At 70.8% G+C, this 14,700-nt stretch carries 13 protein-coding genes; 3 read left to right on the top strand and 10 right to left on the bottom strand.

Annotated features, from left to right (window positions below):
* Window positions 1-41: 41 nt before the first annotated feature.
* Together clpS and MWM08_RS19425 are read right to left on the bottom strand one after the other, a co-directional pair.
* Window positions 42-383, bottom strand: a complete 342-nt coding sequence (clpS, locus tag MWM08_RS19430; protein ID WP_198371206.1) for an ATP-dependent Clp protease adapter ClpS — start codon at window positions 381-383, stop codon at window positions 42-44.
* 246 nt (window positions 384-629) lie between these two features.
* Window positions 630-1,130: a phasin family protein gene (locus tag MWM08_RS19425; protein ID WP_244408167.1), complete on the bottom strand. Its 501-nt coding sequence runs from the start codon at window positions 1,128-1,130 to the stop codon at window positions 630-632.
* 346 nt (window positions 1,131-1,476) lie between these two features.
* Here MWM08_RS19425 and MWM08_RS19420 point away from each other — a divergent pair, with 346 nt between their 5' ends.
* Both MWM08_RS19420 and MWM08_RS19415 read left to right on the top strand, forming a co-directional pair.
* A complete protein-coding gene (locus tag MWM08_RS19420; protein WP_244408166.1) occupies window positions 1,477-2,679 on the top strand; it encodes a D-alanyl-D-alanine carboxypeptidase family protein in 1,203 nt (400 codons plus the stop codon).
* 170 nt (window positions 2,680-2,849) lie between these two features.
* Window positions 2,850-3,815, top strand: coding sequence for a Bug family tripartite tricarboxylate transporter substrate binding protein (locus MWM08_RS19415; RefSeq protein ID WP_244408165.1), 966 nt, complete (start codon window positions 2,850-2,852; stop codon window positions 3,813-3,815).
* 129 nt (window positions 3,816-3,944) lie between these two features.
* Here MWM08_RS19415 and MWM08_RS19410 read toward each other — a convergent pair whose 3' ends face one another.
* Window positions 3,945-4,853, bottom strand: coding sequence for a polysaccharide deacetylase family protein (locus MWM08_RS19410; protein ID WP_244408164.1), 909 nt, complete (start codon window positions 4,851-4,853; stop codon window positions 3,945-3,947).
* Window positions 4,846-5,754, bottom strand: a complete 909-nt coding sequence (galU, locus tag MWM08_RS19405) for a UTP--glucose-1-phosphate uridylyltransferase GalU (RefSeq protein WP_244408163.1) — start codon at window positions 5,752-5,754, stop codon at window positions 4,846-4,848. Before galU ends, MWM08_RS19410 begins: the two co-directional genes overlap by 8 nt.
* A 204-nt stretch (window positions 5,755-5,958) precedes the next feature.
* Between galU and MWM08_RS19400 the strand changes: the two genes are divergently transcribed.
* Window positions 5,959-7,548, top strand: coding sequence for a peptide chain release factor 3 (locus tag MWM08_RS19400; protein WP_480461672.1), 1,590 nt, complete (start codon window positions 5,959-5,961; stop codon window positions 7,546-7,548).
* Between the two features lie 255 nt (window positions 7,549-7,803).
* Here MWM08_RS19400 and MWM08_RS19395 read toward each other — a convergent pair whose 3' ends face one another.
* From MWM08_RS19395 to MWM08_RS19370, 6 genes are all read right to left on the bottom strand, one after another.
* Window positions 7,804-8,772 (bottom strand): LysR family transcriptional regulator, encoded by a 969-nt coding sequence (locus MWM08_RS19395; RefSeq protein WP_244408161.1) that lies wholly within the window; start codon window positions 8,770-8,772, stop codon window positions 7,804-7,806.
* 134 nt (window positions 8,773-8,906) lie between these two features.
* Window positions 8,907-10,307 (bottom strand): serine/threonine protein kinase, encoded by a 1,401-nt coding sequence (locus MWM08_RS19390; RefSeq protein ID WP_244408160.1) that lies wholly within the window; start codon window positions 10,305-10,307, stop codon window positions 8,907-8,909.
* A gap of 3 nt (window positions 10,308-10,310) precedes the next feature.
* Entirely contained in the window at window positions 10,311-11,054 is a 744-nt protein-coding gene (locus MWM08_RS19385; RefSeq protein ID WP_244408159.1) for a metallophosphoesterase family protein, read from the bottom strand.
* Between the two features lie 9 nt (window positions 11,055-11,063).
* Window positions 11,064-12,905, bottom strand: a complete 1,842-nt coding sequence (locus MWM08_RS19380) for a polysaccharide biosynthesis/export family protein (RefSeq protein ID WP_244408158.1) — start codon at window positions 12,903-12,905, stop codon at window positions 11,064-11,066.
* Complete coding sequence (locus MWM08_RS19375; protein WP_244408157.1) at window positions 12,895-14,085, bottom strand: KpsE/RkpR family capsule polysaccharide export protein; 1,191 nt, start codon at window positions 14,083-14,085, stop codon at window positions 12,895-12,897. Before MWM08_RS19375 ends, MWM08_RS19380 begins: the two co-directional genes overlap by 11 nt.
* The gene (locus MWM08_RS19370) at window positions 14,054-14,692 is read right to left on the bottom strand and encodes an ABC transporter ATP-binding protein (RefSeq protein ID WP_244408156.1); all 639 of its coding nucleotides are present in this window, start codon (window positions 14,690-14,692) and stop codon (window positions 14,054-14,056) included. Before MWM08_RS19370 ends, MWM08_RS19375 begins: the two co-directional genes overlap by 32 nt.
* Between the last annotated feature and the right edge of the window lie 8 nt (window positions 14,693-14,700).

Below are 14,700 nucleotides of genomic sequence, written 5' to 3'. Positions count from 1 at the left end.
GGTGATGTAGGCTTCCCCCCGAGGTTCTGCGACCCCTGCCCCTATTCCTTCTCGATCGTGCACTGCAGAGGGTGCTGGTTCTGGCGCGCCAGGTCCATCACCTGTGTCACTTTCGTCTCGGCGACCTCGTAGGTGAAGACGCCGCAAACGCCCACGCCGCGCCGATGCACGTGCAGCATGATGCGCGTCGCCTCCTCCCGGTTCTTCTGGAAGAAGCGTTCGAGGACATGCACGACGAACTCCATCGGCGTGTAGTCGTCGTTCAGCATCAGCACCTTGTACATGGCGGGCTTCTTGGTGCGCGGACGCGTCTTGACGACGACCCCGGTCTGGGGTCCGTCGCCGCCCTGCCCGCCGCCCGGGCGCTTGTCCTGATCGCTCATGGCCGAAGAAGTGGTTTCCCTTGGGCGGACCGGCAACGGCCCGCGCCGCATGGCAGGATATCGGAGCGCGCGGCCCGCCGTGAAGGGCCGAGAGCGCCGACGTGCCAGATTGTTCCCCAGGTCATTAAAAAAGCCCGGACCGGAACCGGCCCGCCGCGGATGCGACAGGCCGGCCCGGTCCGGGCCGTTGGGCCACCCCGGCGCTGGGGGAGGGGGATCGCGCCGAGGGGCCTCGGGTCTCGTGGCTCAGGCCGCGATCGGCTTGGCCATCTTTTCCATGGCGACGGTCACGCGGGCCGAGATCGGCGCCACGGCCTGCTCGGTCAGCTTGAAGACCGCTTCCTGCATCTTCGCCGACTCGGCAACGGCCTTCTCCAGCGCGGCCTTGGCGTACTTCGCCTGGATCTCGGCGGCCTCGTTCAGCGACTTCACGGCCGAGAGAGCCTTCGCACCCTCGAGCGAGTGGTCGGTCAGGCCCTGCGCCAGCGCCATCATCTGGCGGGCCAGGTCCTGCGCGCCGACGGTCCAGGTCTGGGCGGCCTTGGTGAAGGCCTCCATGTTGCCGCGGCCGAACTCGGTCGCTTCCTCGACGGCCTTCATCACGCCTTCGGCACCCTTGGTCATCTGCTCCATGCCCTTCTCCATCGCGACGCGGGCCTGCGCCGCGCCGTCGGTCACGATCTTCTGCGCCTGGGCCGCGCCCTCGGCGGCCATCTTCTTCACGTCGGGGGTCTTGGTCTCGGCCATGGCCTGGTCCTCTTCCATATTGGGGGTTGGGACCACGGGGGGCGCGGTCCGCTTTGGTAGCCCGGGCTTCCGGGTCGGTTTGCTGCGCTGCAACATGACCCGGGGTTTATCTGATCGGGACGGTCCCTCGCAACATTTTTTTTGCACCGCACCATAACTTTGCAAAGGCCCGACGGCGGACAGGGCCGGGGACTATGGCGGAATGTCGCAACACCACTTTGTAACCCATTGCGGTATAAGGAAGTCGTTGCACGTTTCGGCTGGACGGCGGCACCGCGCCGTCGCTATTCTGGACCAAGGGTGATACTGCCGGGTCCGCCAGGACCGGGCTCGAGGGGGATTCCGCATGCCGCAGACCGGCGCCGAACTGCGCGCGAGCGTCCGATTCCGCGCCGCGCACGGCCTGCTGCCGGGCCTGCTGGCGCTGCTGGCCGCCTGGCTGGCGCCAGCACCCGCGGCTGCACAGATCGGCAGTGAACGTTATGCCGCGATGGTGGTGGAAGCCCGCAGTGGCCGCGTGCTGGTCGCCGCCAATGCCGATGAACAGCGCTACCCCGCCTCGCTCACCAAGATGATGACGCTGTATATGCTGTTCGAGGCGCTGCGCGACGGCCGCGTGCAGCTCACCACCCCGATCCGCATGAGCGAGGAAGCCGCCTCGCGCCCGCCGTCCAAGCTCGGTCTGCCGGCCGGCATGACGCTGTCGGTCGAGCAGGCGATCTACGCGCTGGTCACCAAGAGCGCCAACGACGTCGCCGCCGCGGTGGGTGAACACCTGGCTGGCAGCGAGGAACGCTTCGGCCAGGTCATGACCATGCGCGCACGCGCCATCGGCATGACGCGCACCACCTTCCGCAACGCCTCCGGCCTGCCGGACCCGGACAACATCACCACGGCGCGGGACATGGCCACGCTCGGCCAGCGGCTGATCGCCGACTTCCCGAACCGATACCACTACTTCAGCACGGTGCACTTCTCGTGGGGGCGCGCGATGATCCGCAACCACAACCGGATGCTGGGCGACTACGAGGGCGCGGACGGCATCAAGACCGGCTTCATCCGCGATTCCGGCTTCAACATCGTGACCTCGGCGCTGCGCGACGGCGTGCGGCTGGTGGGCGTGACCATGGGCGGGTCGTCCTGGGTGGAGCGCGACCGGCACATGGGCGCGCTGCTCGACCAGGGCTTCGCGCAGATGGGCGTCGCACCACGCCCGCCGTCGTCGATCATGGCCGCGGCGGTGCCCACGGCGCGCGCCGCGACCGCTGCGCGCGCCGCCGTGCCCGACCGCCGCGCCGGCACGACGCGCGCCGCCGCCACGCAGGCCCGCGTCGGCGCCGGGCGGGGCACGACAGCGGCACGCGCCGCAACCCAGGCCGTGCGCGCGCCGGTCGCGCGCAGCACCGCCCCGCGCGCACCGGCCCCGCGCGCGGCGGCCGCGTCGCGCCGCACCGCGCCGACCGCGCCGCGCGTGGAACAGGGCAGCCGCGCCACGACGCCCGCGCTGCCGCGCCCGGTGCCGCGTCCGGTTTCGACCACCCGGCGCTGAGCCGCGATCGCCCGGCGGGGCACTGGCCCCAGCCGCGCCAGCCCGACGGCACGGTGCTTGCTCCGCCGCGCGGCAGGTCGTGCTATCGCACGGCTGCCAGCGCCTGTGGTGCCCGGGCTGCCCGGCGCGCAGGCATGCTTGTCGCCAGCCGCCATCGGAAAGGGCAGCCCATGCTCCGTCGTCGTCTCCTTCTCGCCGCACCCGCCGTGCTGGCCGCGCCGTCGGCCCTGCATGCCCAGGGGGCCTGGCCGAACCGGCCGGTGCGCATCATCAACCCGTATGCGCCGGGCGGGACGTCGGACATCGTCATGCGCTACCTGGCGGCGGGCATGGAGCGCGCTTTCGGCCAGCCCTTCATCGTCGAGAACCGGCCCGGCGCGGGCGGCGCGGTGGGCACCGCGCAGGTCGCGGCCGCGGCGCCGGATGGCTACACGCTGCTGGTGACGAATACCGGGCCGCTGGCCGTTTCGGTCAGCATGACGCCGCCGCCGGCCTATAATCCGGAGCGGTCCTTCGCCTACATCACGATGTTCGGCGGCGCGCCGATCCTGTGCGCGGTGAAGGGCGACGGGCCGATCCGCACCATGGCGGACTACAAGGCCGCCGCGGCCGTGCGGCGAGAGGCGGTGTCCTTCGGGTCGTCCGGCGTCGGTTCGGTCGGCCACCTGGCCGGCATGCTCTGGGCGCAGGAGGCGGGGGTCGAACTGCTCCACGTGCCCTTCCGCGGTGCCGCGGACGCCGAGCAGGCGATCATCGGCGGCAACACCACGTCGTTGTGGAACACGGTGGGGGCACATACGGGCGGCGTGCAGGGCAATTCCATCCGCGGCCTCGCGGTGACCAGCGAGCAGCGGGTGTCCTCGGTGCCGAACGTGCCATCCATCGTCGAGGCCGGCTTCCCGGGGTCGATCGCGTCGAACTGGTTCCTGCTGGCGGGCCCGGCGGGGTTGTCGGCGGAGATCGTCGGTCGGCTGCGGACCTACATGGCCACCGCGATGGCCGAGGCCGCGGCGCGCGAGCGCTGGGCGGCGATCGGCATGGTGTCGCTGGGCGACCCGACGCCGGCCGAGATCTCGACCTTTGTCGCGCGCGAAGCCGCCCGCTGGGCCCCCGTGGTCCGCGCCTCGGGCGCCTAGAGCAGATCCCGATCCGATGGACTCATCGGATCGGGTAAAGATGCTCGCGAAAACGGATCCGGGTTCCGGCGGTCCAGGGGGCACTGCCCCCTGGCGGGATGGTCCGGGAGGGCAGCGCCCTCCCGGCGATCACCCAAACCTCTCCAGCCAGTGCTGCGCGATATCGCGCCGCCGGGCGACCCAGACCTGGTCCTTCGCCTTCGCCACATGCGCGAGGAACTGCTCGAGCCCCGCGATGCGCCCCGGCCGCCCGATTGTGCGCAGGTGCAGCCCGACCGACATCATCCGGCCGCCCTCGGCCATCAGCCGGTCGAAGGCCGCGATGCAATAGCGCGAGAAGTCTTCCGCGAAGACGAAGCCCTGGCCCGGGCGGAAGCGCATGTCGTTGGTGTCGAAGGCGTAGGGCAGGATGACGTGGCGCGTTCCCGGCAGCAGCCGTGGCAGGTCGTCGTCATAGGCGTCGGAATCGTACAGGAATCCGCCATCCTCCAGCAGCAGCCGGCGGGTGTTGACCGATGGCGCGGACTTGGTGTGCCAGCCCACGGGCCGCGTGCCGGCGTGTTCGGCGAGGGTGGCGATGGTGCGGGCCATCACCGCGCGCTCGGTCGCCTCGGGCATGTTGGCGTGCATTTCCCAGCGCCAGCCATGGGCGGAGACCTCGTGCCCGCGGGCCGCCGGCGCGGCGGCCAGGGCAGGGGTCACGGCCACGGCGCGGGCGCAGCAGGAGAAGGTCGCCTTCACGCCATAGGCGTCGAGCACATCCATCACCCGCCACAGCCCGACGCGCGATCCGTAGGCGAAGTGGGTTTCCATGCAGGGGTCGGGCGCGCCCTGCACCAGTTGGCCGGTCTCGGGCCCGCTCTCGTTGCGCTCGTCGCCCGAGGCGATGGAGAGTTCCGCGCCTTCCTCGACATTCACCACGATCGAGACAGCCACGCGCGCCCCGCCGGGCCAGGCGGGGTCGGGCGGGGTGCCCTCATAGCCGGCGAGGTCCCGGTCGGCCGGCGGCATCCCGCCGGGCAGCGCGCCCTCAACCATAGGACTTGAGGATCGCCTGCATCGCCGGCGCCATGTCCGGGCGCTTCAGCGCGAAGGCGACCTGGGCTTCCAGGTAGCCGGCCTTGTCGCCGCAATCGAAGCGCTTGCCGTCATAGCGCAGGCCGTGGAAGGGCTGGTGGCCGATCAGCTTCGCCATGCCGTCGGTGAGCTGGACCTCGCCGCCCGCACCCTTCTCCATCTTGGCCAGGTGGCCGATCACCTCGGGCATCAGGACGTAGCGGCCGATCACCGTGAGGTTGGACGGGGCCTTGTCGACCGGGGGCTTCTCGACCAGGCCCTTCACCGAGACCAGGCGCCCCTTGTCCTCGGCCACGTCGAGCACGCCGTAGCGGTTGACGCGGTCCATCGGCACTTCCTCGATCGCCACCACGTTGCCGCCGGTCTCCTGGTAGGCGCTCGCGAGCTGCGCGGTGCAGGAGGTGTCGCACATCATCAGGTCGTCGGGCAGCAGGATGGCGAAGGGGTCGTCGCCCACGAAGGCCCGCGCGCACCATATGGCGTGACCGAGCCCCATGGGCACCTGCTGGCGCACCGTCACGATCGACCCGGGCGTCATGGCCTGGGCGCGCAGGGCATCCAGCTCCGCGGTCTTGTTGCGGTCCGCGAGCGTGCGTTCGAGTTCGTAGGCGACGTCGAAATGCTCGACGATGGCGGTCTTGCCGCGGCCGGTGATGAAGCAGAACTGCTCGATTCCGGCGGCGCGCGCCTCCTCGACCGCGTATTGGATCAGGGGCTTGTCCACCACGGGCAGCATTTCCTTGGCCATCGCCTTGGTGGCGGGCAGGAATCGGGTGCCAAGGCCGGCAACGGGCAGGACGGCCTTCTTGAGCGGCTTGAGGGGCACGGTGGGCGGTTCCTCGATGGTCTTGGTAACGGACATAGCATCATCCGGCCGAGGCATGAAAAAGGCGTGGCCAAGCCGGGCCGATGCCGGATTTCCGACCCCGCCGGATGGCGCGGCGCCGGACGGACACGTCGGCTGGAACGCGGCCATGGCCCGCTGCGTTGCAGGGCCGCCGCGCGACGGCCCGCGACCCGTTCCCGCCCGTGGTATTCTGGCCTATAGGCTGGCCCCACCATGGACATGCCCCTCCCCGCGGATGCCCGCGTGGCCGCCGAGGCCGCGCGGCGCCGGTCCTTCGCCATCATCGCCCACCCGGACGCCGGCAAGACCACGCTGACCGAAAAGCTGCTGCTGAAGGGCGGCGCGATCCAGCTGGCCGGCCAGGTGCGCGCCAAGGGCAATGCCCGGCGCACCCGGTCGGACTGGATGAAGATCGAGCAGGAACGCGGCATCTCGGTCGCGACCTCCGTCATGACCTTCGAGAAGGACGGCACGGTCTTCACCCTGCTCGACACGCCGGGCCACGAGGATTTCTCGGAAGACACCTATCGCACGCTGACCGCCGTCGATGCCGCGGTGATGGTGCTCGATGCCGCCAAGGGCATCGAGAGCCAGACGCGCAAGCTGTTCGAGGTGTGCCGCATGCGCGACATCCCGATCATCACCTTCGTCAACAAGATGGACCGCGAGGGGCGCGACCCCTTCGAATTGCTGGACGAGATCGAGAAGACGCTCGCACTCGATGCCGCGCCGGTGGCCTGGCCGGTCGGGCAGGGGGCGGACCTGCGCGGCGTGTACGACATGCTGAACCCGTCGCTGCGCATGGTGGACAGCGAGGAGGTGATCGCACTGTCGGGCCTCGATGACCCAGCGATCGGCGCGCATGTGCCGGCGAACCTCTCGGCCACGCTGCGCGAACAGGCGGAACTCGCGGCCGGGGGCTGCGCGGAATTCGACCTCGGGCGCTTCCTGGAAGGATCGCTGACGCCGGTCTTCTTCGGATCGGCGCTGCGGGATTTCGGCGTGGCGCATCTGCTGGAGGGCCTGGCACGCTTCGCCCCGCCGCCCCGCCCGCGCCCGGCCGATACCCGCCTGGTGCGGCCGGAGGAACCCAAGCTGTCCGGCTTCGTGTTCAAGATCCAGGCGAACATGGACCCGCAGCACCGCGACCGCGTGGCCTTCCTCCGCATCTGTTCCGGCCGGCTGGAAAAGGGCATGCGCCTGCGCCAGGTCCGCACCGGCAAGCTGGTGCCGGTCAACGCACCGCTGTTCTTCTTCGCGAAAGACCGCCAGGTGGCCGAGGAAGCCTGGCCGGGCGACGTGGTCGGCATCGCGACCCATGGCGGCATCCGCATCGGCGATACGCTGAGCGAGAACGAGGCGCTGAATTTCCAGGGCGTGCCATCCTTCGCACCGGAACATTTGCGGCGCGTGCGCCTCGATGACCCGATGCTGGCCAAGAAGCTGCGCAAGGCGCTGGACGAGCTGGCGGATGAGGGCGTGGTGCAGCTGTTCCGCCCGCTGGATGGGTCGCAGCCGATCGTGGGCGTGGTGGGGCTGCTGCAGCTCGATGTGCTGGCGTCCCGCCTGAAGGCCGAATACGGCGTGCCGGCGTCGTTCGAGGCGGCGCCCTGGGCGCTGACGCGCTGGATGGCGTCGGAGGACCGCGACGCCATCGAACGCTTCGCCGCCTCCAACCGCATGGACATGGCCGAGGATCACGACGCTGAGCAGGTGGCCTTCTTCACCTCCGACTGGCGCCGCAAGCGCGCCGAGGAGGAATGGCCCATGATCCGCTTCCTGCCGGTGCGCGAGCAGCATGGTTTGTAGGTCCCTGTGGTGGCGGGCGCCGCGCATCCGCGCGGCATGCCCTCGCGACACGCATTGGCGCGCCCGGCGCCGCTAGAGACGCCTCCGTTCGCCGTGGCTTACGGCGACGTCTCTAGGCAGCTGTTGTCGCGAGCATCTTCACCCGGCCAGATGATTCCATCTGGTCGGGATCTACTCCAAGGGTCTGGGCGCGGTCGCGCCTTGCGCTCCCGGGGCGCGCCGTTGCGCGATCCGCCGGGTCGGTGCGCCGGCGCGCTACTGCGCCGCCACCGGAAGCGCGGCCTCGGCCCCGCCGCCAAGGCCGGCCCTGGCCGCCGCCGCCTGCATCTCGCGCGCCACCAATGCGCGTAGCCACGCATGTCCGGCATCGCGGCGCCGACCTTCGTGCCACACCAGCCAGATCGGGATGCGGATGGGCGGGCCTGGCACGTCGGTGATGATCATGCCGTATTCCTGTTCGGCGACACGCGCCATGCTGCGAGGCAGGACGCCGAGGTAATCGGTGCGCAGCACCACGAAGGGCACTTCGAGGTACTCGCTCACGGTCAGCCGGCTATCGGCCATCATCTCCCACAGGCGCCCCTGCAGGGCCTTGGGCCGGCGTTCCGGGGCACGACGGTGGCAGCGGACGAATTCCTCCGCCGCCAGGTGCCGCCAGCCCATGCCCTTGAAGGCGCGCGGATGCCCGCCGCGGGCGGCGATCACCAGGCTGTCGTCGAACAGGCGCTTGTTGACGAAGCGGTCGTCCTCGGCGCGGATCCAGTCCACCGCAAGGTCGAGCAGCCCCTCGCGCATCAGCGTCGGCGCGTCGTCGGCCAGCGTGCGCGTGTCGAAGCGCATCGTCACGCGCGGCGCCTCGGCCAGGGCCGCGTCGCGGATGCGCATCGCGAGCACTGGGCCCCAGGGATGCGGGATCGCGACCTCGAAGCGGCGGGTGCTGGCGGCGGGGTCGAAGCCGCGCGCTTCCTCGACCGAATGGCGCAGCGCCTCGAGTGCCTGGTGGATCTCGGGGAAGATGCGGTTGGCGACCGGCGTCGGCGTCATGCCGGTGGGCGTGCGCAGGAACAATTCGTCGCGGCAGGTCTCGCGCAGGCGGGCCAGGGCGTGGCTGGTGGCGGATTGGCTGAGCCCGAGCCGCACGCCGGCGCGCGAGACCGACCGCGTGTCGTACAGCGCCTCGAACACCAGCAGCAGGTTGAGGTCGAGGCCCTTGAGGGTCGCCATGCGGTCTTCCTTGCAGCAGCGCCGCTGGCTGGGCCCGGGTCCGGCGCGCAGTCGCAATGATGATTTGCGCCGATGCGGCGGCGAAATTCAAGGCTTGCTGCGCCTGCGCCCGAATGGGGGCACCGCGCCTGGCGTCAGGCCGGCGGTGCGGCGTCGGCCCGCCTCCGGCGCACCACGGTCACCGAGCACGGCGCCTCCCCCGCCACCTGCGCCGAGACCGACCCGAGCACCCGGCGCGAGAAGGACGCTTCCCGCGCGCCCAGCACCACATGGTCGACCCGGTTGGCGCGCGCATAGTCCAGTATCGCGCCTGCGACGTCGGCTGCCTCGAGCACGTGGAAGGTCACGCGGCCCTCCGCGAGGCCGAGCGGCGCGGCCCAGTGGCGCAGTTCCAGCAGCCGCTGCACATGCCGGTTGCGCCCCGCATCATCGAGCGTGCTGTCCATCGCGATCAGGTTCGACTTCAGCACATTGAGGCAGGCCAGCCGCGCGCCGGGCCGGCTGGCCAGCATCTTCTGCGCCTGGTTGCGCAGCGCGTCGGCGAGTGTGTCGTCGGTGCCCGACGTATCAATCGCGATCGCGAGGATGGGGGAGACGGCGATCTGGCGGGCGGCGCCGCCGCGCCGAAGCCCGGGGGGTTCGGGCCGCAGGCGCCGGCGCAGTACGGTCAGGAACCCATCGCGCCGGAGGCGCCGGGCGCGGTCCGTGAGTGCGACCTGGTCGGGGTGGCGCAGGTCGAAGGCGAGCTGCGCCGCGGTGGGTGGCCGGCGGTCGGGGTTCACCTCGAGACAGCGCAGGATGATCTCCTGCAGCCAGGGCGGGATCGCCGGGCGGCGGCGGCGCGGCGGCACCGGGTCGCGCCACAGCCGGCGCTTCACGGCCTTGAGGTGCTGTGGCTCGCCGAAGGGCGTGTCGGCCGTGGCGAGCTGGTACAGCACCGCCCCCAGCGCGAACAGGTCGCTGCGCGGTTCGTGGCGGATGCCCATCGCCTGTTCCGGCGCCATATAGGGCGTGGAGCCGTAGGGCAGGCGGAATTCCTCGGCCATCAGGTCGGGCAGCCGGTCGTGGCGGGCCAGCCCGAAATCCACCATCACCGCGGTGCCGTCGGGGCGGAACAGGATGTTCGCCGGCTTCACGTCGAGGTGCACGACATGCTGCCCGTGCAGGTCGTCGAGAGCATCGGCGATGGCCGCGCCGATCGCGGCGACCTCCTCGGGCGGCAGCGGCAATTCGCGCAGGCGGGCCGAGAGTGCCGGGCCCTCGATGCGCTCCATGACGATGTAGGGGTCGGCCTCGAAGCCGCCCATGGCGATGAAGCGCGGCACATGCGGGCCGGACAGCCGCGGCATGATCAGCTGCTCCATCTCGAACGAAACGATCGCCGCAGGGTCCTCGCCCTCGCGCAACCTCGGCACCTTCATCAGCATGGGGGTGTCGTCGCCGGGCCGCGCGGCGCGATACAGCATCGCCATGCCGCCTTCGTGCAGCCTTTCGCCCACCTCGAAGCCATCGAGCACGGTCCCGCTGCGCGGCACCGCTCAGCGCCCCACGAAAAGCCGCTCCGCGAGGCCCGCGGGCAGCCCGGCGGCGCGGATCTTCCCGGCCGCGGCCGCGATGTCGTAGGGCACGCGATGCCAGGTCACGCCGAGCTGCACCGTATCGACCATGGCATAGCAGGCGGCGGGGTCGCCATCGCGCGGCTGACCCACTGCGCCCAGCACCGCGAGCCAGCGGCGCCCCCGCGCCAGCGGCACCGGCGCGCCGGCCACCGGGCGGAACGCATTGAGCTTCGCGGTCTCGCCAAGGCTGTACAGCGCGGGGCGGTGGACGTGGCCGCAGAAGGTCGCGTGCGCGGTGGTTGCCTCGAGGCTGCGCAGCGCGGCGTCCCCGTCGGTCACGTAGCGCCAGCGCGCGGGGGCGGAGGCCTCGGCATGGACGAAGAGCCGCCCGTCCTCCTCGTGCGTGAGGGGCAGCCCGGCCAGGAAGCCCCGATGCGTGTCCGTGAGGCGCCCGCGCGTCCAGTCCATGGCGATGGCCGCCATGTCGTTCATGCCGGTCGCGCCGGTGCCGATCGCGGCCTCGTCGTGATTGCCCAGCAGCGCGACGGCGCCGGCGGCGACCAGCGCGATCGCGACGTCGACCACCGCGGCCGGGTCGGCGCCGTAGCCGACCAGGTCGCCGAGCAGCAGGATGCGTTCGGCCCCGCGCGCCAGCGCATGGTCCAGGCAGGCGTGCATCGCCTCGAGGTTGGCGTGCACGTCGGCGAGGACGGCCAGGCGCATTCTGCGGCGCTAGTTGTTGATGAACACGCGCGCGGCGAGCGCGATCTGGAACAGCGCCGTCACCAGGTCGGTGCCCATCTGCCAGTATTTCGGGTCGAGATAGGGCAGCGCGATCAACTCGTCCCCGGCGCGCGGGGGCACGCGGGGGTCGAGGATGACCTCGCCCGACGGGCGGCGCAGCATGAGGGTGGAGCGCGCGCCGCGCGCCGTGAGCCCGCCCGCGGCGTCGAGGTATTGCTCGATGCCCCAGCCTTCGCGCCAGATCACGGGCTGGGCCATGTTGACCTCGCCCTGCACGAAGACGGTCTGGGAGCGTTCGGGGATGACGATGATGTCCCCGTTCTCGAGCCGGATGGGCGCGCAGGCGCCGCTCGCGCCCATCACGACCACGCGCCCCTCGGGCTGCACGCGGCGCGCGCGGGAGATGTACTGCGAGATCAGGTTGGCTTCCTGCGCGCGCGATTCCGCGATGCGCGTGGTGGCCGAGGGTGCAAGGAACAGCTGGCGTTCCAGCCGGTCCAGCGCCTCGTCGATCGCGCGCTTCTGCGAGATCGCGAGCGAGGGGCGCATCAGGAAGACGCCCTCGGTATTGGCCAACTGCGCATCGACCGCGATGTGGTCGAGGATGCCGCACAGCGTCATGTCGCGGTCGGTCACGAGCACCGAGGGATACAGCCGGCTGCCCTCGACATTGACCCGGATGGTACGGGCCGCGACGTCGGCCACGAAGGTTACGGTATCCTGGTCGAGCAGAGTCTGCTGCGCGAGTTCCGTGATGGTCATGTAGCGCGAGAAGGGCTGCGAGGACCGCACGCCGCGCACCACCGCATTGGTCGCGGCGGGCAGCGGCCGGGCCAGTTCGATCAGTTCGCGCCCGCTGAGGTTGGCGCGGCTGGTGCTCTCGAACAGGTAGTTGTTCCTGACCGCGCCATCGGCGCCGATCATGGCGCGTTGGCGGCCGACGATGATAGTGTCGCCCTCCTGCAGGCGGATCTGCGGCAGCACGCCCTGCAGCAGGAAGCGATAGAGATCGATGGTCGCGATCGTGCCGCCGCCGCGCGCCACGGTGATCTCGCGGAACGACCCGCGCCCGGGGTCGACGCCGCCGGCGCGCACCAGGAAATCCAGGATGCTGTCCGATGCCACGCCGGCATAGCGGCCGGGCGCGCGCACGAAGCCGGTGACGAACAGGCCGATGCGTTGGGTGGACAGTACGGTCGCATAGACCTGCACCTGGGTGGTGTAGACCTTGCGGACCTCGCCCTCGACCACCGCCTGGAGGTCGCCGACCCGCACGCCGGCCACGCGCACCGGGCCGATATTGGGCAGGAACAGGTTGCCGGCGGGGTCGATCACGCCGACCAGTTCGGAATCGACCGCGCCCCAGGCGCGGACCGAGACACGGTCGCCAGGTGCGAGGACGTAGTTGGGGTTGGGCGCTTCCGAGCTGCTCTGCTGCTGGCCGGTGAACAGCGCCGCGCCGAACACCGCGGTGGCGGGCCCGGCGACGCGTGCCTGGTCGCCGAGCGGGGCGACCAGGGATGCCCCGCCCTCGGCCTGTGTCGGGCTGCCCAGGCGTTCCAGGCCGCGCTGCTGGCCGGGGATGTCGGCCAGCGAACGCTGGTCGAAGGTGGGCGGCGGCAGCACGGCCGGCGCCGAACCCGGGATCTGGGTGCCCCCGGCCGTTCCACCGCTGCCCTGGCCCAGAAGGGGGAAGCCCGGCAACTGGCCCGGCACGCCGCCGATCCCGGGCGCCAGGGTGCGGTTCTGCGCCACCGCCTGCCCCGACACCGCGAGGCCAGCGAGCAGCCCCAGTGCCATGCAGGCGCGCCGCAGGATGTCAGATCGCATGTTCGCGCATCCCCGCCACCAGCAGCCAGCCGATGCCGAATGCGACCGAAAGCCCAAGGAAAACGCTGCCAACACTGATGAGCTTCCGCGGATAGAGGGGATAGACCGCCAGGTTCGGTTCGACCACGCGCGCGATGTAGACCTGCTGGCGCTGCGCCTCGACGCGCGCGGCCTCGAGGCTTGCGGTGGCGGAGGCAAGCTGGCGGTCGGCGAATTCGCGTTCCAGCATCAGCCGTTCGAAGTTGCCGAGCTGCTGCGCCAGCGTGCCCTCACCCTGGGTGCGCCGGGCGCGCTCCACCTCGATCTGACGTTCCAGGGCGGCGATTCGGTTGCGCGTGACCTGCAGCGCGGGGTTGTCCGGGCGCATGAAGGCCATGCGTTCGCGCAATTCGGCATTGGCGGCGGTCAGCGCGCTTTCCATCGCCGAGATGGTGGAGGCCGCGGCAGTGGCGGTGCCGGCGCTGTCGAGGTCCTGCTGCTGCTCGCGGAAGCGCGTCAGCGCGGCGCGGGATTCCGCCACTCGCTGTTCGGCGACCTGCAGCTCGGCGCGCGCGATCCTGAGCGCATCCTCGCGCGCCCGTTCGGACAGGCTGTTCACCAGCGATTCCGAGAGCGACAGCAAGGTCACGGCGATCGCCTTGGAATCCTCGGGGCGGAAGCTGCGCACGCGCAGCGTGGTCACGCTGGTCGACGTATCGAAGCTGGCCGAGACCATGGAATTGTAGAACTTGGTCAGGCGTTCTGGCTCGGTGTTGTGCAGCCGCGCGTAGAAGTCGGCATCGTCGCGCGACCACATCGCGATCAGGTCGATGCGGTCCTGCGTGCGCATCACCGCGTCGTGGGAGAGCAGGAAGTCCCGCACGCTGTTGGCCTCGGCGGTGGCGCCGCCGCCGCCGCCGGCCGCGGCCGAGATCACGGCGCCGAGCGAGAGCTGCGGCGCGTCGGCGCGCGAGCGCACCACGAAGCGCGCTTCCGAGACGTATTGCGGGGAGGCGACGAGGTAGAAATACGCGGCCACCAGCGCTGTGGGCAGTAGCACGCACCAGGTGAAGGGGTGGCGGACGAAGCGCAGCAGCCGTCGTTCCGGCCGGGGCGGCGGGGTCGGCGCAGCCTCGCTCCAGGCCGCGACCGGCTCGGCCTTGCCGGGTTCAAAGGCTGTTGTAGGTGGCGAGAGCTTCATCGATGTCTTCGTAGAAGGTCAGCGTCCCTTGATCCAGCACTGCCGCGCGGGTGCAGAGCTGGCGGACGAGGGAGGGCTGGTGGGTGACGAGGATCAGGCCCGATCGCTGCAGCCGCGCGGCGAAGGCGCGGCCGAACTTGGTGTCGCCCACCGCCAGGGCTTCGTCGACCAGGAAGCAGTCGAATTCGACCGCCAGCGAGATCGCGAGGCCGAGGCGCGAACGCATGCCCGAGGAATAGGTCCCGACCGGCATGTTCAGATAGTCGCCGAGCTCGGCGAAGGATTCCACGAAGTCGACGGTTTCCGAGGCCTTCTTGCCGTAGATCCGCGCGATGAAGCGCGAATTGTCCGCCCCCGACAGCGCCGGCTGGAACCCGGCTGCCATGCCGATCGGCCAGGAGACCGACATGGTGCGCCGGATGGTGCCGCGCGTGGGGGCCTCGACCCCGCCCAGGATCCGCACCAGCGTGGACTTGCCCGTGCCGTTGCGGCCCAGGATGCCTACCCGTTCGCCCTTGCGGAAGCTGCCGGTGACGCCGCGCAGCACATGCTTGCGGCCGACATTCATCGGGTAGGATTTGTGGACGTCGTAGAGGTCGAGCGACACCCACGCCC

The organism is Roseomonas fluvialis (genome assembly GCF_022846615.1).
GTDB classification, from domain to species: domain Bacteria; phylum Pseudomonadota; class Alphaproteobacteria; order Acetobacterales; family Acetobacteraceae; genus Neoroseomonas; species Neoroseomonas fluvialis.
The sequence above is the reverse complement of the archived record's forward strand: the minus strand, read 5'-3'. Positions and strand labels throughout refer to the sequence as shown.

Coding starts and splice junctions, on each gene's coding strand:
- clpS (WP_198371206.1), bottom strand. CDS start 383: ATGAGCGATCAGGACAAGCGCCCGGGCGGCGGGCAGGGCGGCGACGGA.
- MWM08_RS19425 (WP_244408167.1), bottom strand. CDS start 1,130: ATGGCCGAGACCAAGACCCCCGACGTGAAGAAGATGGCCGCCGAGGGC.
- MWM08_RS19420 (WP_244408166.1), top strand. CDS start 1,477: ATGCCGCAGACCGGCGCCGAACTGCGCGCGAGCGTCCGATTCCGCGCC.
- MWM08_RS19415 (WP_244408165.1), top strand. CDS start 2,850: ATGCTCCGTCGTCGTCTCCTTCTCGCCGCACCCGCCGTGCTGGCCGCG.
- MWM08_RS19410 (WP_244408164.1), bottom strand. CDS start 4,853: ATGGTTGAGGGCGCGCTGCCCGGCGGGATGCCGCCGGCCGACCGGGAC.
- galU (WP_244408163.1), bottom strand. CDS start 5,754: ATGTCCGTTACCAAGACCATCGAGGAACCGCCCACCGTGCCCCTCAAG.
- MWM08_RS19400 (WP_480461672.1), top strand. CDS start 5,959: ATGCCCCTCCCCGCGGATGCCCGCGTGGCCGCCGAGGCCGCGCGGCGC.
- MWM08_RS19395 (WP_244408161.1), bottom strand. CDS start 8,772: ATGGCGACCCTCAAGGGCCTCGACCTCAACCTGCTGCTGGTGTTCGAG.
- MWM08_RS19385 (WP_244408159.1), bottom strand. CDS start 11,054: ATGCGCCTGGCCGTCCTCGCCGACGTGCACGCCAACCTCGAGGCGATG.
- MWM08_RS19380 (WP_244408158.1), bottom strand. CDS start 12,905: ATGCGATCTGACATCCTGCGGCGCGCCTGCATGGCACTGGGGCTGCTC.
- MWM08_RS19375 (WP_244408157.1), bottom strand. CDS start 14,085: ATGAAGCTCTCGCCACCTACAACAGCCTTTGAACCCGGCAAGGCCGAG.